The sequence below is a fragment of the Nocardia otitidiscaviarum NBRC 14405 genome (genome assembly GCF_000308635.1).
GTDB lineage: Bacteria > Actinomycetota > Actinomycetes > Mycobacteriales > Mycobacteriaceae > Nocardia > Nocardia otitidiscaviarum.
On sequence record NZ_BAGD01000027.1, the window covers coordinates 62,638 to 81,221 of the forward strand.

Here is an 18,584-nt window from a genome sequence, read left to right on the forward strand (position 1 = left end):
TTCTCGTTGAGCGGAAATTGATGGGCGGACAATATGGCGACAATTGTAAGCAGCATTAACACGCTGCATGGAGCCCTGCGGGCCGCGGAACGCAGTTGGCTGCGTCACCTCGAGGAGGCGCTCGCCGCCCGTCGGCTCTCCCCGGATCAGTGGTCCATGCTGTCCAATCTATCCGCCGACACCGGTATCACCATGAGTGAGCTCGCCACCCGCGCCCAGCTCGCTCCCTCCTCCGCCACCCGGCACGCCGATTGTCTGGCCGAACGCGGACTCATCTTCCGCATCGCCGCCGCCGACGACCGCCGCCGCATCCTCATCGGCCTCAGCCGCCGCGGCGTCGATCTGGTGGGGGAGGTGCGCGCCGAGGAACAGCGCGCCGAAGCCGAACTCCGCCGCCGCCTCGGCGGGACGAACTATCAGGAGCTGCTGCGCCTGCTGGAGCAGGTCACGGAGACCCCGCTACCCGACTGACCGCGCTCGCGGCTGACGTTCGTGCCCACGGCGGGTACCGGCCGGTCCGGGCGCATCCGATGGGTCTGGAGACCGGCTGCCATGTCCCGGCCGGTCGTATCCCCGCTCGTATGCCGGGCGGCGGATGCGAAGCGCCAGTGCTTAGGATCGGCTCATGCCCGTTTCCGTGACCGCTGCCACCGCCGCCGGACTGTGCGAATTCATCGACGCCTCGCCGTCCCCGTTCCACGTATGCCGCACGGTCGCGGCGGAACTCGACGATCACGGCTTCACGAGACTGTCGGAATCCGCGCCCTGGCCGTCCAGCAGCGCGGGGCGCTACTACGTGGTGCGCGGCGGTTCGCTGGTGGCGTGGGCCGATGGCGGGCCGGGTGCGCCGTCCGGATTCCGGGGCGGGCAGGCCGCGCCGTTCCGGGTGATCGGGGCGCATACCGACAGCCCCAACCTGCGGGTGAAGCAGCATCCGGACCTGGCGTCCGCCGGATGGCAGCTGGTCGGGCTGGAGCCCTACGGCGGGGCCTGGCTCAACTCGTGGCTCGATCGCGACCTCGGCATCTCCGGTCGCCTGTCGGTGCGTGACGGAAACGTGGTGCGCGAGCGGCTGATTCGCATCGACGAACCGATCCTGCGGGTGCCACAGCTGGCCATCCACCTGTCCGAGGACCGGAGCGGGGTGAAACTCGACCCGCAGCGGCACGTCAATGCCGTCTGGGGCGTCGGTGTCGAACCACGCTCGTTCCTGGCCTTCGTCGCCGAACGCTCCGGCATCGACCCGGAGGCGGTGCTCGGCTGGGAACTCATGACCCACGACCTGGTGCCCGCCAAACTGATCGGCCGCGACCTGGACCTGGTCAGCGCGCCGCGCCTGGACAACCAGGGCACCTGCTACGCGGGTCTGCGCGCCTTCCTCGCCGCCATCGCCGAACCCGGCGCGGCCGTTCCGGTGCTGGCCATGTTCGACCACGAGGAGGTCGGCAGCCAATCCGATCGCGGCGCCCAGTCCTCGCTGCTGCCCACGGTGCTCGAGCGCATCGTCCTGAGCCGCGGCGGTGGCCGGGCCGAATACCTCGCCGCCCTGGCCGGTTCCGTCTGCGCCTCCGGCGACATGGCCCACGCCACCCACCCCAATTACCCGGACCGCCACGAGCCCATGCACCGCATCGAGGTCAACGGCGGCCCCGTCCTCAAGGTCAACCAGAACCTCCGCTACGCCACCGACGCCACCGGCGCGGGAGCCTTCGCCCTGGCCTGCTCCCAAGCCGACGTCCCCCTGCAACGCTACGTCCACCGCGCCGACCTCCCCTGCGGCTCCACCATCGGCCCCTTCACCGCCGCCCGCACCGGCATGCCCACCGTCGACGTGGGCGCGGCCCAACTGGCCATGCACTCGGCCCGGGAGATGATGGGCGCGGCGGACGTCCCCGCCTACGCGGCGGCGCTGGCGGCCTTCCTCACCCCGGAGATCGGGCGCTGATTTCTGTGATGGCGAAAGTCGATGCTTGCTATCATTGATGGCAACATTGGAGGGGTGGTGTCATATGAAGAACGTGACGATCCGTAATCTCAGCGACGAGGTGCACCGCGCGATTCGCCAACGCGCGGCCACCCACGGTCGCAGCGTCGAGGCGGAGATGCGTGCCATTCTCGCCGAGGCCGTGCAACCACCCGAGCGGATCAAGCTCGGTTCACTACTAGCGGGCGGCATCAGTGAAGAGAACAAACTGACCGACGAGGAACGCGAAATCTACTTCGGCCGCGACCGAACCCCGGCCGAGCCCATGGAGTTCGAGTGATCATCCTGGACACCAACGTCATCAGCGAGACCTCGACCAAGGCCCCCAATCCGCAGGTAATGGCATGGCTCGACGCCCAGAACGCCGAAACCCTCTTCTTGGCGGCGGTGACCGTGGGTGAACTCCGGTACGGCATCGCCGTCATGCCCGCCGGCCGCCGCCGCGACGAGTACACCGATTGGCTCGAAAACCTCACCATTCCTTCGTTTTCCGGCCGCATACTGCCCTACGATCTCGCCGCTACCGCCCAATACGCGCATCTCATGTCCACCGCCCGTGCCGCCGGACTGGCAATCTCGCCCCCAGACGGCATGATCGCGGCTACCGCGTCCGCCGCAGGCTTCGCCGTCGCCACCCGCGACACCGCACCGTTCGAAGCCGCCGGAGTGCCGGTCATCAATCCATGGCGATAGCTCGCTAGGCGCGGACGCCGACCTTGCGGCTGAGCTCGCGCACCTCGGTACGCATGCCCGTGGGCGGCTTCTTCGACAGCTCGCTCAGCATCTCGGGCATAGCCGTTGTAGCGGATCGGGCCACGCGCTAGAGGGTTACTCCCAGCCAGCGGGCGAATGCGCCTGTGCTGTCCGATTTTCGGCGTTCCGCCGACGCGATGGCGAACAGAGACTCTCGGACATTCGGGTGGAGCTTGGTCTGCTGTGGGGCGATGCGGCGGGCCATGGTGAGCGAGTGCAGTGCCTTGTCCGGCTGACCGGCGAGGATCCAGGCGCGGGCATTGTCCTGCCAGTGGTGTCCGGCACGGGTGGCGGAGATATCGGTGGGAAGTCGTAGGGCGGCACCCTCGCGAGCTGCTTTGCCGGGATCCCCGGCTTCAAGTTCGACAGCACAGGCATGGATTTCGACGTTGCCGGGTCCGAATTCCGTGGTGTACAAGTCGCTCTCGCGTTGCATCGGTCGAGCAAGGCCGCGGGCCTCGGCGACGAACTGCTGAGCCAGGTCGAGATTGCGGTCGCGTCCGGCCACGATCGCGCCTCGCAGCAGCCCATAGCCGCGCAGCACTCGCTCGGCCTCGCTCTCACCTGCCGCGAGCCCGATACCTCTTTCCACCAACGACATAGCGACCTCGGTCGAGCCGTGCGTCATGAGCAGGCGGGCGCGCTTCATCAGGCTGCGTACCGTCAGCAGCGGGTCGTCGATATGCGTGGCGGTCGAATCGAGGCGGTCCAGGATCAGCGCGGTCAGCGCGCTGTGGCCGAGGCGGGTGCAAGCTCCCTCCGCCGCGATCCACGCCGAGCACAGCATGCGATATGCCTGATCGCGTTCGTCGTCGGTACGGGCGGTGTGGGCGGCCCCGCAGAGTTGGCGGATCAGACCGGGCAGCTCCGCAAGAGCCTTGCGTGTCTTGTCATTCCGAAGAGCGATCTCGATCGTGGTGAGGCGAGCCCGCAGTTCGGGCAGCGGCGCTGGCTCCGCCTGCCGGACGAACGCCCCCTCGGCGAGGATGGCGCGCAGATCCGCCAGACCATCGAGCGGCCCATCCTCTTCCAAGGTGTCGTAGTACGGGGTACCCATCAGGTGTTCGGGCTCGACACCGAGGACCAGAGCAGCCTTCGCGATGTAACCGGGCGAGGCGGGCTCACGGCCCTGTTCGACCGCCCTGACCATGCCCTTGCTGTAGCCGATGCGGTTCGCGAACGCCTCCTGCGTCAAACCGGCGACCTTGCGCTCCGCCGCGATACGACTGCCGATGCCGTTGGTGGTCATGCCGAGAACCTCGCTCCGAGTGGGCGGGTACAGGTACGCCTACGAGCGTATCCGGAATCGGCGGCGCGCGGTGGGGCAAGTTGCTGGCACTTTTCTGGTACTTCGGCTGGTAGCGGGCGTGTGAGGCTGCTTGTGGCCCCGATCCCGGGATGGTCTCGACGCCTCGGCGCAGGGTGCCTCCACATCATCGATTGCATCGGAGGGAAGCGGAATGGACATTCTCGCCATCGTTCTCATCGTTGCGGGCGTGCTAGCGGCCCTCACCACGCACGAGCACCGGCCGCCGCGCCACCGGTACGGGCGGTCTGTCGCCGATCTTCAGGCGCGGTTGGCGGCCGAGTCCGCGGGCACCTTTGTTCCGCTGCGGGGGTGGTGAGTGTGGATCTTGTCAGCATTCCCGTTGGGGCCGATGCGATTTCCATCGCGACGCTGGTCAGTTGCGTGAGTCCGGCATGGGCGCAGCGTGATCCGCACCGGGCGATGCAGGTGCACATCGAGTGTGAGGTCGGTGTGTGCGTCACGAAATCCGTTGCGCACCAGATGTTGCGGGAGCAGGGGAAGCTGGTGCCGGATTCGGGACGGGTGCGGTGACCGGCGCGGAGTCGGCGTGGCACCGACGTGATCGGGTCGACGGCCCGATCGGGTTCCTGCATCGCGATGACGGGGTGTGGCCGGTGGGTGCGGACGGCTGGCCGGTCACCGATGCGGAGCCGGACAGCGGGGGCGACCCGGACCTCGCGCCTCGCTATGACCTCCGCCACAATTAGCTAGAAGATTGCTATTGGGCTGGTTGTTCTGCTTTGGTCGAACAGTCAAAAGCTCTACACGCGCAACAGTTCCGGGGTGGGTTCGCTGTGATGATGAGGGTTTCCGCTGTTCCTGTGGGTTTGCTGGCTGTTGTCTTGTCGGGTGTGGGGGTGGCGTCGGCGGAGCTGGTCCACAGCCCCGATCACGTGGTCACCAAACCGACGGTGGACGGCTGGATCGCGGAAGCGTGGCTGGTGAACGTGGTGGTCAACACCGTGCCGAACCTGGCCCAATCCCCGTGGACGCGGGAGGCGTTCGTCGATGCCACCGCGATCGGCAATATCACCGGCCGGGGTTCGACCGGTGTGAAGTCGGGGGTGCTGCGCTCGGGGTTGCAGTTGGGTTGCAACACCGATGTGTCCTCGGGGTTGCAGACCGGCTCCTCGGCGTCGGTCGGCCCGAACGCCTCGGTCACCATCTCCGAACGCCCGTCGGTCGGTGTGGGTGGTAGTGCGACGGTGTCGCCGTCGATCCAGACCACGATCAAACCCGGTGCGATCACCACGATTCCGCTGTCGGAGCGGGTGCTCGAGGGTGCGGTCGGCGCGTCGGACCTGACCGGTATCCAGGTGCATGTGGACAACTGCCTGGGTCCGGTGAGTGTGCGTGTCTACGCCCAGTTCTCGATGTCGACCCATGTCGCCGACACCACGGTCACGGTCTACTCCGACCCGACCACCATCTGATCGGGCGGGACCGGACATGCGACTCGGAGATATTCTCGAACCTCAACGGCGAGGGCGCGCGGTCGCCGCCCTCACCGCCTCGGTGACGGTGGTGGCGGCCGTGATCGCGCTCAACGCCGGATCGGCGGCCGGTGAAACCCCGGCCGAACGGTGCGCGCGGGAGACCGCGGCCTACAACGCGGCGTGGGAATCGACCTGGCGGGCAAGCCATCCCGGCAACCCGGGACCTCCACCCCCGCCACCGGTACCCTACGTCTGTCACGACCCAGGCGAACCCACCACCACGACGACCCCGCCAGCACCGACAGCACCTGGGCTGCAACCAACGCAGGCACCGGGTGACGGAGTCCAAGGCCAAGCCGGGAACGCTCCCGGCCAACTCCCACAAGGCAACGGCACCGACATCGTCGCCGGGCCCACCGCGAGCCCGGCGATGCCGCCAGCCGACCGGGCGGTGCCGACGGATAATCCGCCTGCCAAGCCGGAACCTGACAGGACGTCACAGGAAGCTTCGCCGATCCCGGTGCGTCCGTCGTCCGCGCCCTCGTCGATATCGGGTACTCAAAGCCTGCAGACAGTGGCCGATCGGGAAGGCCCTCCGTCAATCGACGAGGGGCCCAACGCCAATGGCTGCGCGCACTGCAAGAAGGATGAGAATGGTGCACTTCTCACAGGCGATGTCGGCGGGATGCCGGGCTTGATGAGTGGCTATGCCTACCATTGGGTTATCGACGAAGTGACCTGGGATGGCGTCGTTGCTTCACCATCCCAGGTCGGTCCACCGGCAAGCTGCTCGAGTCCTGCTGAGAAGCCCACACTGGAGTTCAGTTCGACCGCATTCGCCGGCACTGAGAGTTCTCAGAACGCCTCGCTGGCCGGAACGCTCGGCCCACTCGAGGGTGGCGGGGACTTGTCCAACTCGAAATCGGAATCGAAAGAGATCCAGTCGACACGTTCTGTCGAGATCGACTGCAAGGAATCAATCGAGGCGAATGCGCTCGAGCCGGGCAAGATACGTGTGTTCTACCAGAACTACAATAAGTACCGCTGGAAGGGGCACTGGACCTTGTATTACTGCGCTTTCGGGATCTGTAAGAAAAAGGATTCAGGACCTGCTTCGGGTGTCTACTACGCCCCCATGGCGGGATTTCAGTCCGTCGATGTCGACGCGCCTGCGCTTCCCACTCAGAAGGGCGGCAACTAGATGAGCAAGCCACGGAATCTCACGTCGCACCGTCGTATCGTTAGAACCGCCGGTATCGTTGCCGGTGTCATCGTGCTGGTGGTTACGACGGCTTATGTGTCGGTTCAGTGGATTCGGTTGACAGAGCCCGCCGCTCCGGGCGCATCGGTTACGTGGACGACGGCACCCGATCGGCCCGCCCATAGTGTGATGTTCGATGACCTTCTTGGCAAGCAGCTGTCGGATGTCGAACGGCTGCTCGGCATTTCAACCGGCAAGATCACCCTCACTCTCGCGGGGCCTCCGGTGGTGGTCGCTGTGCCTGACGATGGGGCAACCGACGGGCTCCCCCCTGATCAACTGACCGCCACAGCCATTTGCGCCAGCCCGGAGAAATCCCCGCCGCAGACCATATATATCGGTGTCACACCCACGACGCGCTACGACCAGGACGTAAGCCGCCAGTCGCCCGCTCACCTGTCGCGCCTCGCGGAACTCACGGGCTGTGACCCGAAGGGATTTGTCGGGGTAGCTGTCTATGACAGTTGATCCGGTGCCAGCGCTGCACGGTAGGCACGAGCCGAAATGGGTTCAGCTCGACTGGTCGATTCTCATCGTGCAGTCCCTCGGGTGTCGTCCACGGATAATGAAACGGGCATGGGTGGCATGGTCGATATGACACGAATTCGGGTGCTGGTCACGGTGGCCAGGTGGGTCGCCAGGACACCGCGATTCCGATCAAGGTTCCGACCTCGCGATAGGAGGGGCGCCTGGCCGATGTGTATTGCGGTACCGGGAGACTCGGTAGTGACTCGGATACGCCATAGATGGTGGATTGAGACATTTGAAGATGGCTGATTCAGATGTCGTCTTCTGTTCTGTGGCAATGTGTTTCGCGGTAGAATAGGGGCATGAATTCGGAGGGGGAAATCCAGCAGCGTGATCCCGCGCTCGCCATGTTGGCGACCGCGATCGACGCGCTGTTGGCCGAGGACCTGACCGGATTCACCGACACCGCATTCGCTGCCCGCGTGCAAGGACTGGAGGCGTGTCGCCGTCGCCTCGAGACGGTCGGGCATCGGCACGTGGTCGAGATCAACGACCGCCGGTTGTGGACCACCACCGGATCGGTGGGGTTGTACCGGTACCTGGTGGAAACCCTGCGGCTAGCGAAGGCCGACGCCGTCGCCCGAGTGAAGGGTGCCGCGCACCTGGGAGTGATGACCAGCGCCTACGGGGAGAAGTGCGAACCCCGCCTGCCGCATACAGCCGCCGCGCAAGCCGAGGGGGTGATCTCCGGAGATCATGCGCGGGCGGTGATGCGGGTGATGGACCGCATCCCCGACGCGGTCGACACCGAACACCGCGCGATCGCCGAGGAACACCTCGCCGACGCCGCGCGGGCCGGGACGCCGGAGATGGTGGGCAAGGTCGGCGACCGCATCCTGGGCTACCTCGACCCCGACGGAACACTCACCACCGACAAGGATCGCGCCCGCCTGCGGGCGGCGACGTTCGGGGAACAACGCCTGGACGGGATGAGCCCGTTCCAGGGCTGTTTCGATCCGGAACTGCGGGCGATGCTCGATACCGTGTTCGCGAAGTGGGCGCGGCCGGGTATGTGCATGTCCGACGACCCCGACAGCCCTCAACTCGGCGTGCACGACCCTGAGGGGTTCGACCCGAACCGGTTGGCGGCGGCGGTCGGGCGAGATGGGCGTACTCCGGCGCAGCGGCGCCACGACGCGTTGAAAGCGTTCCTGTCCGCCAGTGGCCCGGACAAGCTCGGTGCGCATCGTGGCCTGCCGGTGTCGATCGTGTTGACGATGTCGGTCACCGACCTGCTGGGCGGTGCGGGGGTGGCGCGGGCGGCGTCGGGGACGACGATCCCGGTGCGGGAGGCGTGGCGGATGGCGCAGGGCTCTATTCCGCTGTTGCTGCTCTTCGACGAAACCGCGGGAAAGCCCCTGTATTTGGGGGAGGGTGCGAGGATCGCGTCGCCGTGGCAGCGGTTGGCCGCCATCGCTCGTGACCGTGGCTGCACCCACCCGGACTGTTCGGCTCCGGCGACGATGTGCGCGATGCATCACCTGATCCCGTGGGCCGCGCACGGACCGACCGATATCGACAACCTCACCCTGGTGTGCGATGCCCATCATGCGCAGATCGCCGCGGACCCGGATGATCCGAGCGGGTGGGCCACGCACCGCGTCCCGCCCGGTGGCGCGGATGCGGGGCGGACGGCGTTCTGCCCGCCGACCTCGGTGGATCCGCATCGCCGACCGCGGGTGAATCGGTTCCATCACCCCGAACAGGTACTCGCCGAGAGCGTGAAACGCCGCCGCGCCCGACTGCTCTCCCACCGCGCTCGGGAGTAGATTTCGTCTTCCGATCCCGCATAACAAACGGAAATCGGTGGCGGCCCGCGCGGAAGATCGTGTGCCGCGCAGGAGAATTCGCCGTGAGTGTGGATGGACGATCGCGACGGCATGGGCCTGTGGCAAGACGGAGGGCGCCCCCTGCCCGGGTGGTACGGCGCTCGGCGGACCTCCTCCGGCAGACCACCGCCTGGCAGACCACTGCCCGGCAGCCCACCGTCCGGAAGACCGGCCCGAACTGTTGCGTTCGTGACCTGTCGCAGCTCCCAGCAAGGGGATGCGCGCCGCACACGTCAGCCCTGATGACATCAGCTCTGATGAGCCGAGGCATCTCCGCCGAGTCGCCGCACCCGCTCCGGGTGGTAGGTGAGCACCGCGACCACGAAGATCGCGAAGGTCAGCAGCACGTAGCTGCTGCCGATGATCTGCTCCCACCAGGACCAGGCGAGTTCGCGGTCACTGTCGTGCGGCAGCACCCACTGGGGTCCGATGGCGAACAGGACCGTCGCCAGGGCGACCGTGCCGACGAACCGGGGGTTGCGGCGGCCGCGGAGGATGGCGTCGATGGCGATCACCAGGGTGGGGGCGATCCAGACCCAGTGGTGGGACCAGGAGACCGGGGAAACCAGCAGGACCGCACCGGCGTTCACCATCAGGGCGGTGACCGGGTGGCCCGCGTCGATGAGGCGCTTCATCCAGATGGCGGCCAGGGCTACCGCGATCACCGACAGGGTGAGCCAGATGGCGGTGGCGGTGGAGTCGGAGACGCCGAGGCGGAAGGCGAAACCCTTCAGGGATTGGTTGCCCGCGAAATGCGGGGGACCGATGCGGCCGGTGTCGGACAGGGTGTGGAACCAGTACTGCACCGATTCGTGCCAGAAGAAGACGAACATCAGGCCGACCGCGGTGATGGTCGAAACCACCAGGGTGATGGGCGATTTCCAGTCACCGCGCGGTAGGTAGCGCCGCCAGCCCGCCGCGTCGGGCCAGCCGCCGCGCGGGGGGAAGTCCAGACACAGCAGGAAGAACAGGAGATAGGCGGCGGGGGTGAGCTTCACCGACACCGCGATGCCGATCAGCATGCCACGCGGCCAGAAAGGCTTGCGCACCAGGCAATCCAGGGCGATGGCGGCCATCAGCACCAGATTGATCTGGCCGAAACCGTAGGTCTGGCGAATCGGCTCCAGCCATTGCAGGATCGCCACCGCGCCGATGACGAGTGCCAGCCGCGTCGGCCGGTCCATGGCCGGACGCACGCGCTCCAGCACGATCCACAGGGTCACGCCCAGCGCGGTGATCGAGGTCGCCAGCACCAGCACCTCCGCCACCGACAGCGGCATGAGGGCCAGCGGTGCGAAGAACAGCGCGGCCAGCGGGGGATAGGTGAACGGCAGGCCGATCCCGAACACCTCCGGCATGGGGCCGTACAGCTCACCGCCGTCCATCCACACCCGGGGGCCGTTGCGGTACACCTGGAGATCGATGTAGCCGTGCCAGATCTTCCCGAAATGACTGATGAGCGCCGATATGACGAACAGGGCGACCGCGATCGCCAGCAGGCGGACCTGACGGTGAGACAAACCCGTGGGCCCCCCATGCGTCGTCGCAGGCTTCTCGGTCGGATCCGCGACCCCGGATCGATCGTTCACCGGGACAGACTAGCGGGTGTGCATAACCGTTCCGCCGCAGAACCCCCGGCAGCCCGGCCGTCAAACGAGAGACGCGTCACATCGGCCACCCGGGGCGGCATCGCGGGCAACCCGGCAGGTTGGGGTGGGTTTGCCGGGCATTAGACTTCGGGGCGAATCCCGCCGTATCCAGCTTGCCGGTCGCTGTCTCGTTCCGGCCGAAAGGACTCTGGTATTCCCGTGACCAACCACGTCGATACCGTCAGCGCCGCCGCGGCCAGCCCGGAACAGCCGCAGCCCTACAAGGAACTCGGCCTCAAGGACGACGAGTACGCCCGCATCAAGGAGATCCTCGGCCGCCGCCCGACGGATGCCGAGCTGGCCATGTACTCGGTGATGTGGTCCGAGCACTGCTCCTACAAGTCCTCCAAGGTGCACCTGCGCTACTTCGGCCAGACCACCACCGACGAGATGCGCGCCGCCATGCTGGCCGGAATCGGCGAGAACGCGGGCGTGGTGGACATCGGCGAGGGCTGGGCGGTCACCTTCAAGGTGGAATCGCACAACCACCCGTCCTATGTCGAGCCCTATCAGGGCGCGGCCACCGGCGTCGGCGGCATCGTCCGCGACATCATGGCCATGGGCGCGCGCCCGATCGCCGTCATGGACCAGCTGCGCTTCGGCGCGGCCGATCACCCCGACACCCGGCGCGTGGTGGACGGCGTGGTGCGCGGTGTCGGCGGCTACGGCAACTCCCTCGGCCTGCCGAATGTGGGCGGCGAGACCGTCTTCGACCCCTCCTACCAGGGCAACCCGCTGGTCAACGCGCTGTGCGCGGGCGTCATGCGGGTGGAGGACCTGCATCTGGCGTTCGCCTCCGGCCAGGGCAACAAGATCATCCTCTTCGGTGCGCGCACCGGCCTCGACGGCATCGGCGGCGTCTCCGTGCTCGCCTCCGACACCTTCTCCGGCGACGAGTCCGGCGCGGGCCGCAAGAAGCTGCCCAGCGTCCAGGTCGGCGACCCCTTCACCGAGAAGGTGCTCATCGAGTGCTGCCTCGAGCTGTACGCCGCCGACCTCGTCGTCGGTATCCAGGACCTCGGCGGAGCCGGGCTGTCCTGCGCCACCTCCGAACTCGCCGCCGCCGGTGACGGCGGTATGCACATCGAACTCGACAAGGTGCCGCTGCGCGCCGCCAACATGACGCCCGCCGAAATCCTGTCCTCGGAATCGCAGGAGCGCATGTGCGCGGTCGTCGCCCCGGAAAACGTGGACGCCTTCATGGCGGTCTGCAAGAAGTGGGACGTCATCGCCACCGTCATCGGTGAGGTCACCGACGGCGACCGGCTCGTCATCACCTACGACGGCGAGACCGTGGTGGACGTGCCGCCGCGCACCGTCGCCCACGAGGGCCCGGTGTACGAGCGCCCGGTGCAGCGCCCCGACTCGCAGGACGCGCTCATCGCCGACACCCCGGACAAGCTGAACCGGCCGAAGACCGGTGAGGAACTGCGCGCCACCCTGCTGAAGCTGCTGGCCAGCCCGCAGCTGTGCTCCCGCAAGTGGATCACCGAGCAGTACGACCGGTACGTGCGCGGCAACACCGTGCTCGCCGAGCACGCCGACGCCGGTGTCATCCGCATCGACGAGGAAACCGGCCGCGGCATCGCCCTGGCCACCGACGCGTCGGGCCGCTACACCAAGCTCGACCCGTACACCGGCGCGCAGCTGGCGTTGGCCGAGGCCTTCCGCAATGTCGCCACCACCGGTGCCACCCCGAAGGCCGTCACCAACTGCCTCAACTTCGGCTCCCCGGAGGATCCGGGCGTCATGTGGCAGTTCCAGCAGGCCGTGCGCGGTCTCGCGGACGGCTGTGTGGCCCTGGGCATTCCGGTCACCGGAGGCAATGTGTCCTTCTACAACCAGACCGGGCAGACCGCCATCCTGCCGACGCCGGTGGTCGGCGTGCTCGGCGTCATCGACGACGTGCACCGCCGCATTCCCACCGGCCTCGGCCTGGAACCGGGCGAGACCCTGATCCTGCTCGGCGAGACCCGCGACGAATTCGGCGGCTCCATCTGGGCGCAGGTCGAACACGACCACCTCGGCGGCGAACCCCCGAAGGTCGACTTCGCGCGCGAGCAACTGCTCGCCGAAATCCTCACCGCCGGATCCCGCGACGGCATGATCAGCGCCGCGCACGACCTGTCCGAGGGCGGTCTCGCCCAGACCGTGGTCGAAGCCGCGCTGGCGGGCGAAACCGGGTGCCGCATCCTGCTGCCCGAGGACGCCGACCCGTTCGTCACCCTCTTCTCGGAGTCGGCCGGACGCGTCCTGGTCGCCGTGCCGCGCACCGAGGAGACCCGCTTCACCAAGATGTGCGACGCCCGCGGGCTGCCGTGGACGCGCATCGGCGTGGTCGATCAGGGCTCCGACTCGGTCGAGGTGCAGGGACAGTTCACCGTCACGCTCGACGAACTGCGCACCACCTTCGAGGGCACCCTGCCCGCGCTGTTCGGCGGAGCCGTCGAACACTGACAGCGAGACGCCCCGCCCGGACCCCTCGTTCCGGGCGGGGCGCTGTCATGCCACCTTGAACGGATCGTGTTCGGCCATCAGCTTTTCCAGCCGGGCCTCGTCGATACGGCTGTGCACCCGCGACGCCTCGTGCTGATCTCGAACCACCTTCGCGAGAGTGAAGGAGCTGCTGACCAGAAACAACAGCGACATCACCAGGAACCCGCGCTGCCAGATGTCCAGCGGCAGATAGAGGATGCCGATAATGCTGGCGGAGAAGGAGATTCCGAACGCGATGGCGGCTTGGGCGAGAAATGCCGTGGTGCTCTTGCTCTGTGCGTTGGGAGTATTGCTCATACCGGAGAAGTCTGTCGGCCACGACGCCCGCGGACCCGCGTAGTTCTACTCGAGCCACCAGGGTAGATACCCTACCCGCATCACCATTGAGCGACGTCACGCCACCGAATCCCCTGATTCGGGCAGCCTACCGCCATACTTGACGGGTGCTCGACACGACCGACGCTCTGACGCGGCTGCGCACCGGTAGCGCCGTCGCGGTACGGCCCGTGTCGATATGGGTGCGCCGAGCCGCCCCCGTCTGGCGCAGGATCGAGGAGATCATCGACCTCAATCACGTCGGACTGGTGGTCGCCACGGTGTTCTTCGCCTGGTCCGTCACCCCCTCGCTGCTACCGCGCGACTGGCTGTTCCAGGGCCTCATCTCCGGGGTGAACGCGGCGCTCGGCTACGGCGTCGGCTGTGTGCTGGAGTGGGTGTTCCGGCGGTGGGTACGGCCCAGGATCAAAATCAGCACCCCACCCATGTGGGTGCGCGACGCCGTGAAGACCGCCGTCGTCCTCACCTGCGCGCTGGTCGCCGCCTACATGCTGGTGCTGTCGGCGGACTGGCAGCGCGAGATCTTCTCGCTCATGGGCATGTACGGCACCACCACCGAGGCGTACCTGCGCACCGGTGGACTCAGCCTGCTGGTCGGCGTGCTGGTGGTGGCGGCGTATCGGACGCTGCGCGAGGTGGTGCGCTTCTTCGCCCACCAGCTCAGCCGCTGGGTGCGGGTGCCGCCGCACCTCGCCCCCGCCGCCGGGACGCTGCTGCTCGTGGTGCTGGTCATCACGCTGTTCAACGGTGTCGCCACCCAGGCGTTCTTCGCCGTCGCCAACTCGGCGTTCAGCGTGCGCAACGACGAGATGTCGCCGTACGCCGTCCAACCGGTCGCGCCGGAACGTTCGGGCAGCCCGGCGTCGCTGTCGGAGTGGGAGACCCTCGGCTCGGAGGGTCGCTGGTTCGTCTCACACGGGCCGGACCCGCTGCTCATCAGCTCGATCACCGGCGAACCGGCCAAGGAGCCCATTCGCGTGTACGTGGGGCTGGAATCCGCCGGCCAGGACATCACCCAGGAAGAGTTGGCGGTCGCCGAACTCGAACGCACCGGGGCCTTCGACCGGCAGGTGCTGGTGATCGTCACCACCACCGGCACCGGCTGGGTGAACAGCATGGCCGCCGCCGCCATCGAATACATGTACGGCGGGGACACCGCGATCGTGGCGTCGCAGTACTCGTACCTGCCCAGTGTGCTGTCGTTCCTCGCCGACCGGCAGAAGGTGGCGGCCGCGGGGAAGAAGATGTTCGACGCCGTCTACGCCGCCTGGTCGCGGCGGCCGGTGGAGGAGCGGCCGAAACTGCTGGTGTACGGGGAGAGTCTGGGTTCGCAGGGCTCCGAGGCCGCGTTCGACGGGCTGGCCGACCTGCGCTCCAAGGTCGACGGCGCGCTGTGGGTGGGGCCACCCAACTCGAATCGGCTGTGGGAGCAGTTCGTTTCGCGCCGGGACCCGGGGACGCGGGAGGTCGCGCCCATCTACGCCGACGGGCTGGTGGTGCGCTTCGCCGCCGACGCCGCCGACCTCGCCCGGCCGTCGACGGAATGGCGGCAACCCCGCATCGCCTACCTCATGCACGCCTCCGACCCGATCGTCTGGTGGTCGACCGATCTCATCCTCTCCCAACCGGACTGGTTGTCCGAGCCGCGCGGCTCGGACGTGTCCTCGCAGATGCGGTGGTGGCCCTTCGTCACCTTCTGGCAGGTAGCGGCCGACCTCACCAACGCCCAGGGCGTCAGTGACGGCCACGGCCACCGCTACGGATCCCTGGTCCTCGACGGCTGGGAAGCCATTGCCGCACCGCCGGATTGGAACCCGGAACTGCGCGAGAAGATCCGCACCCAGATCGAACTGGCCGAGGACTACGAGCGAGCGGTCAAGTAGGGGTCGGGGTGCTGTACCGGGCGAAATCCTCGCCGCGGTCCGGACGTGGTCCGGGCCGCGGCGCTGAACAGGCGTCGCGGCCCGGTGTGCGCGGGGTGTCGTCGAGTAGTGGTTCGGCCGCGATGGCGGGTCCTGCTGTGGTGCGTGGAATGTCGGCGGGTGGTGGGCTCGCCGCGACAGCACGGACGGCCGGGATGGCCGGGAAGTCGTCGGGCGACGCCCTGGCCGCGGTGGCGGGCTCGGCGGCGGGGTCCGGGATTGCGTACGTTGCGGGTGCATCCGCGAGGTCGAGTACCGGTGGACGGTCGCGGGAGTTGTCCGCGCTCGGGCCGCGCGCGTGGGCGAGGTCGGCAGCGGGGCGGAAGCGGTGGCGGGCGTTGCCGAAAGCCGCTGCGGCCATGGGCTTGCCGCTGCTGTGGAGTAACCGGGTGCTGCCCGCGCTGGCGCTGAGTATGCGCGGGCGCACCACCGCCAACCTGGCCTTCGCGGGCGGGTACGCCGTGCTGTTCCGGGGGCGTCCGGGGTGGTTCTCGGCGAGCGGGTGGCGGGTCGGGCTGGCCGCCGCCGGGCTCACCCTGGCGGGTTACGGTGTGGCACTGGCCGTTCCGGGGCTGCGCGAGCGGGTGGGGGAGATCGCGGAGCGGGTGCCGGAGACCTCGCACGCGGAATGGGTCGGCCTGCACATACCGGTGGGCACCGTCGTCAGCGAGGAGCTCATCTTCCGCGGCACCCTGACCCCGCTGCTCGACGACACCTTCAGTACCGGCGGTACCTGGCTCGGCGCAACGGTTTTCGGGCTCTGGCACATCCACCCGGCGCGTGCGGCGGGCGACCCGATCCCGGCCGCGGTCGCCATCACCGCCGCCGCGGGCCTGCTCTTCGACCACCTCCGGCACCGCACCGGCAGCGCCACCGCACCGGCCCTGCTCCACCTCGCCCTCAATGCGGGCGGCGCGCTCGCACCGCTGCTTGCCCGGCGCATTTCGGAGCCCCCGGAGATTCTGGTCGGCGAGTGACATCCCGACGCCACTGCCCGATCAGCCGTGCCGCGAGCGCAGTGACGTCCCGCCGCCGCCCGCTGTCTGCCGACGGTGTGCGGCGGCGTGCCGAATCCCGGTGTCGGCCGGAGCGGCTAGCCTCGTCGGGTGGCACGACGAGCGGCGGTGAACCCGGAGGAACTGCGAGCGGCCCTGGCGGCGCTGGAACCCTGGCTGCGCGACGAGACCGCGCCCGGTCCTACCCGAGCCGAACTCGGTGCGGCGGTCAAGGGCACCGCCCGCACCCTGGCGGCCGATGCCCCCGGAGCCTCGGTGGAGGTCCGCGTCCCGCCCTTCGTGGCGGTGCAGTGCATCGAAGGCCCGCGCCACACTCGCGGCACTCCACCGAACGTGGTCGAAACCGACCCTCGCACCTGGCTCCTCCTCGCCACCGGACTCCTGGATTTCGACCAGGCCCTGCACTCCGGAGCACTGACCGCCTCGGGCACCCGAGCCCCCGAAATCGCCCGCTGGCTCCCCATCCTCCGCCCGCACTGACCCGCGTGGGCAGTCTGCGCCAGGGGCGCAGGGTGGGCAAGCGCAGCGCGCTCTCCCGGAGAGCGCGAACGCCGAACCCATGCCCGCCGACGATCCCCGCCGAGCGGCGCTGCCGCCGCTACGTCTGCGCTGCCGCCGCTACGCCTGCGCCGCCGCCCGCGCGTCCTTCTCCAGCGGCTTGCGCTCCAACCCCTTGTGGTCGTAGTACCGCGTGATCACCAGCCCGAACACCACGCCGATCGCCAGCCCCAGGGCCGCCATCCACACCCCGCGCGTCAATCCCGCCACTCCGCTGCCGTTGAAGTAGAGGATCGCGCGGGTGCCCAGGAACACCTGGTGCATGGGTTCGAAATTGGCCAGCCAGCCGAAGTACTTCGGCGTCGCCTCGATCGGCACGGTGCCGCCGGAGGACGGCAGACCGAGAATGATGAAGATGATCAGGTTGACGATCAGACCGGCCGTGCCCACCGCCGCCAGCACCGAGGTGCAGGTGAATCCGACCGCGATGATCACGAACGCGCCGTAGATGAACAGCAGCAGCGGTTTGTCGATGGGCATGCCCAGCGCCGCGCCGATGCCGAGCAGCGCGGCCGACACCGCCACCGCCATCACCGCCACCGCCGCCCATTTGAGCAGCAGCGTCCGCGTCCGCGAGATCGGGGCGCGCGGGAAATGCACGTACCAGGGCCCCCATTCGGTCGGCAGGAAGCCCAGCGCCGAATCGATCAGCTGATGGATGATCATCGCGCCCACCATGCCGACCAACAGCAGCAGCAGGCTGTAGAAGAAGGCCGTCAGACCCTCACCGGAACCGTTCGGCAGCGGTCGATACTGCTCGACCACGATATTCAGCGGCTCCGCCAGCGCCACCCGGGTAGCCGCGGTGAGCTCCGGCGCGGGCGGCCCGTCCGGTGGCGGCGCCAGCTGGGCGTTGACCTGTTCGGTCAGCTGCTTGCCGACCTGGATCTGTACCTGACTGAGAGCTTCCTCACCGAATTTCTGGGTGATAGCCGTCGCGAACGCGCCGGTGCGCGGATTGGTCTGCAGAGTGATGACCGGCTTCGAGATGTCGCCAGGCACCACACTTCCCACGCCCAGAATGCCGAGCCGTTTGGAGAAGTCGCTGGGAATGATGATGGTGCCGTAGACCTGCGCCTGCTGCATCTGCAACTGCGCCTCGTTGATGCCGAGCTCGCGCAGGTCGATCTTGTCCGCGGGCACCGCCTCGCGCAGTCCGGCGGCGACCTGATCGCCGAAGTTCACCTGCTTTTCCTGGCCGGGCGCGCCGATGGTGTCGCCGACGTCCTGATTCACGAGTGCTATCGGGAAGTCGTGCAGATTCTCTTCCGGATCCACGACATAGTCGAGGTACATCACGCCCAGCAACGAGGCCAGCAGCGTGACGACGATGATCGGAAAACCCCATTTGATCGGGGTGAGATGCCGGCGTGGCGTAGGTTCCGGGGTATCGCTGGTCGTCACCGGAGAAAGCTAACAGCAAACGCCGCGCCACCCGGGTTATCCCAACGGCGGGTTGCATCGTGATTACCCGTAGACTGGTGCGTGCCCCCAGCCCGCCGAACAG

19 protein-coding genes are annotated in these 18,584 nt (G+C 67.9%); 14 read left to right on the top strand and 5 right to left on the bottom strand.

All coding sequences use genetic code 11. The features are described 5' to 3' along the window. The first annotated feature begins 33 nt into the window (after positions 1-33). The 4 genes from ON31_RS03750 (at position 34) to ON31_RS03765 (ending at position 2,677) form a co-directional block, all read left to right on the top strand. Positions 34-471, top strand: coding sequence for a MarR family winged helix-turn-helix transcriptional regulator (locus tag ON31_RS03750; RefSeq protein ID WP_039809263.1), 438 nt, complete (start codon positions 34-36; stop codon positions 469-471). 154 nt (positions 472-625) lie between these two features. After that, positions 626-1,945: a M18 family aminopeptidase gene (locus ON31_RS03755; RefSeq protein WP_039809265.1), complete on the top strand. Its 1,320-nt coding sequence runs from the start codon at positions 626-628 to the stop codon at positions 1,943-1,945. Positions 1,946-2,009: 64 nt separating this feature from the next. Next, positions 2,010-2,264 carry a FitA-like ribbon-helix-helix domain-containing protein gene (locus tag ON31_RS03760; protein ID WP_039809267.1) on the top strand — a complete coding sequence of 85 codons (255 nt, stop codon included), beginning with the start codon at positions 2,010-2,012 and terminating at the stop codon, positions 2,262-2,264. After that, positions 2,261-2,677: a type II toxin-antitoxin system VapC family toxin gene (locus ON31_RS03765; protein ID WP_039809269.1), complete on the top strand. Its 417-nt coding sequence runs from the start codon at positions 2,261-2,263 to the stop codon at positions 2,675-2,677. Before ON31_RS03760 ends, ON31_RS03765 begins: the two co-directional genes overlap by 4 nt. A gap of 127 nt (positions 2,678-2,804) precedes the next feature. Here ON31_RS03765 and ON31_RS03770 read toward each other — a convergent pair whose 3' ends face one another. Further along, positions 2,805-3,986 (bottom strand): helix-turn-helix domain-containing protein, encoded by a 1,182-nt coding sequence (locus ON31_RS03770; RefSeq protein WP_039809271.1) that lies wholly within the window; start codon positions 3,984-3,986, stop codon positions 2,805-2,807. Between the two features lie 211 nt (positions 3,987-4,197). On the opposite strand from ON31_RS03770, the gene ON31_RS36465 reads away from it, so the two are divergent. The 6 genes from ON31_RS36465 to ON31_RS03795 all read left to right on the top strand — a co-directional run bounded on the left by ON31_RS36465 (position 4,198) and on the right by ON31_RS03795 (position 9,040). Further along, positions 4,198-4,362, top strand: coding sequence for a hypothetical protein (locus tag ON31_RS36465; RefSeq protein WP_157533580.1), 165 nt, complete (start codon positions 4,198-4,200; stop codon positions 4,360-4,362). 2 nt (positions 4,363-4,364) lie between these two features. Beyond that, the gene (locus ON31_RS03775; protein ID WP_029926459.1) at positions 4,365-4,577 is read left to right on the top strand and encodes a hypothetical protein; all 213 of its coding nucleotides are present in this window, start codon (positions 4,365-4,367) and stop codon (positions 4,575-4,577) included. A 290-nt stretch (positions 4,578-4,867) separates the two neighbouring features. Then, positions 4,868-5,479 carry an MspA family porin gene (locus ON31_RS03785; protein ID WP_157533582.1) on the top strand — a complete coding sequence of 204 codons (612 nt, stop codon included), beginning with the start codon at positions 4,868-4,870 and terminating at the stop codon, positions 5,477-5,479. A 16-nt stretch (positions 5,480-5,495) separates the two neighbouring features. Continuing rightward, positions 5,496-6,683, top strand: coding sequence for a hypothetical protein (locus ON31_RS36470; RefSeq protein WP_147287034.1), 1,188 nt, complete (start codon positions 5,496-5,498; stop codon positions 6,681-6,683). After that, positions 6,684-7,211, top strand: coding sequence for a hypothetical protein (locus ON31_RS36475; protein WP_147287035.1), 528 nt, complete (start codon positions 6,684-6,686; stop codon positions 7,209-7,211). It begins immediately after the preceding gene. Positions 7,212-7,573: 362 nt separating this feature from the next. Then, a complete protein-coding gene (locus ON31_RS03795) occupies positions 7,574-9,040 on the top strand; it encodes an HNH endonuclease signature motif containing protein (RefSeq protein WP_051036792.1) in 1,467 nt (488 codons plus the stop codon). Positions 9,041-9,348: 308 nt separating this feature from the next. On the opposite strand, the gene ON31_RS03800 is transcribed toward ON31_RS03795, so the two are convergent. Continuing rightward, entirely contained in the window at positions 9,349-10,689 is a 1,341-nt protein-coding gene (locus ON31_RS03800; RefSeq protein ID WP_255221971.1) for a glycosyltransferase 87 family protein, read from the bottom strand. 219 nt (positions 10,690-10,908) lie between these two features. Here ON31_RS03800 and purL point away from each other — a divergent pair, with 219 nt between their 5' ends. Further along, on the top strand, positions 10,909-13,206 hold the full coding sequence (purL, locus tag ON31_RS03805; RefSeq protein ID WP_039809278.1) for a phosphoribosylformylglycinamidine synthase subunit PurL: 2,298 nt from the start codon (positions 10,909-10,911) through the stop codon (positions 13,204-13,206). A gap of 45 nt (positions 13,207-13,251) precedes the next feature. Here the strand turns inward: purL and ON31_RS03810 are convergent, their stop codons facing one another. Next, complete coding sequence (locus tag ON31_RS03810) at positions 13,252-13,542, bottom strand: YiaA/YiaB family inner membrane protein (protein WP_029930858.1); 291 nt, start codon at positions 13,540-13,542, stop codon at positions 13,252-13,254. Positions 13,543-13,688: 146 nt separating this feature from the next. Here ON31_RS03810 and ON31_RS03815 point away from each other — a divergent pair, with 146 nt between their 5' ends. Then, on the top strand, positions 13,689-15,464 hold the full coding sequence (locus tag ON31_RS03815) for an alpha/beta hydrolase (RefSeq protein ID WP_255221972.1): 1,776 nt from the start codon (positions 13,689-13,691) through the stop codon (positions 15,462-15,464). On the opposite strand, the gene ON31_RS36480 is transcribed toward ON31_RS03815, so the two are convergent. After that, positions 15,457-15,864, bottom strand: a complete 408-nt coding sequence (locus ON31_RS36480) for a hypothetical protein (protein ID WP_147287036.1) — start codon at positions 15,862-15,864, stop codon at positions 15,457-15,459. The two genes, ON31_RS03815 and ON31_RS36480, sit on opposite strands and share 8 nt — an antisense overlap. Between ON31_RS36480 and ON31_RS03820 the strand changes: the two genes are divergently transcribed. Next, on the top strand, positions 15,842-16,480 hold the full coding sequence (locus ON31_RS03820; RefSeq protein WP_255221973.1) for a CPBP family intramembrane glutamic endopeptidase: 639 nt from the start codon (positions 15,842-15,844) through the stop codon (positions 16,478-16,480). The two genes, ON31_RS36480 and ON31_RS03820, sit on opposite strands and share 23 nt — an antisense overlap. 129 nt (positions 16,481-16,609) lie before the next feature. Next, on the top strand, positions 16,610-16,999 hold the full coding sequence (locus ON31_RS03825; protein WP_039809284.1) for a sterol carrier family protein: 390 nt from the start codon (positions 16,610-16,612) through the stop codon (positions 16,997-16,999). 138 nt (positions 17,000-17,137) lie between these two features. Here ON31_RS03825 and ON31_RS03830 read toward each other — a convergent pair whose 3' ends face one another. After that, positions 17,138-18,481: a YhgE/Pip domain-containing protein gene (locus ON31_RS03830; RefSeq protein ID WP_051036795.1), complete on the bottom strand. Its 1,344-nt coding sequence runs from the start codon at positions 18,479-18,481 to the stop codon at positions 17,138-17,140. Positions 18,482-18,584: the final 103 nt, after the last annotated feature.

Coding starts and splice junctions, on each gene's coding strand:
- ON31_RS03750 (WP_039809263.1), top strand. CDS start 34: ATGGCGACAATTGTAAGCAGCATTAACACGCTGCATGGAGCCCTGCGG.
- ON31_RS03755 (WP_039809265.1), top strand. CDS start 626: ATGCCCGTTTCCGTGACCGCTGCCACCGCCGCCGGACTGTGCGAATTC.
- ON31_RS03760 (WP_039809267.1), top strand. CDS start 2,010: ATGAAGAACGTGACGATCCGTAATCTCAGCGACGAGGTGCACCGCGCG.
- ON31_RS03770 (WP_039809271.1), bottom strand. CDS start 3,986: ATGACCACCAACGGCATCGGCAGTCGTATCGCGGCGGAGCGCAAGGTC.
- ON31_RS36465 (WP_157533580.1), top strand. CDS start 4,198: ATGGACATTCTCGCCATCGTTCTCATCGTTGCGGGCGTGCTAGCGGCC.
- ON31_RS36470 (WP_147287034.1), top strand. CDS start 5,496: ATGCGACTCGGAGATATTCTCGAACCTCAACGGCGAGGGCGCGCGGTC.
- ON31_RS36475 (WP_147287035.1), top strand. CDS start 6,684: ATGAGCAAGCCACGGAATCTCACGTCGCACCGTCGTATCGTTAGAACC.
- ON31_RS03795 (WP_051036792.1), top strand. CDS start 7,574: ATGAATTCGGAGGGGGAAATCCAGCAGCGTGATCCCGCGCTCGCCATG.
- ON31_RS03810 (WP_029930858.1), bottom strand. CDS start 13,542: ATGAGCAATACTCCCAACGCACAGAGCAAGAGCACCACGGCATTTCTC.
- ON31_RS36480 (WP_147287036.1), bottom strand. CDS start 15,864: ATGGCCGCAGCGGCTTTCGGCAACGCCCGCCACCGCTTCCGCCCCGCT.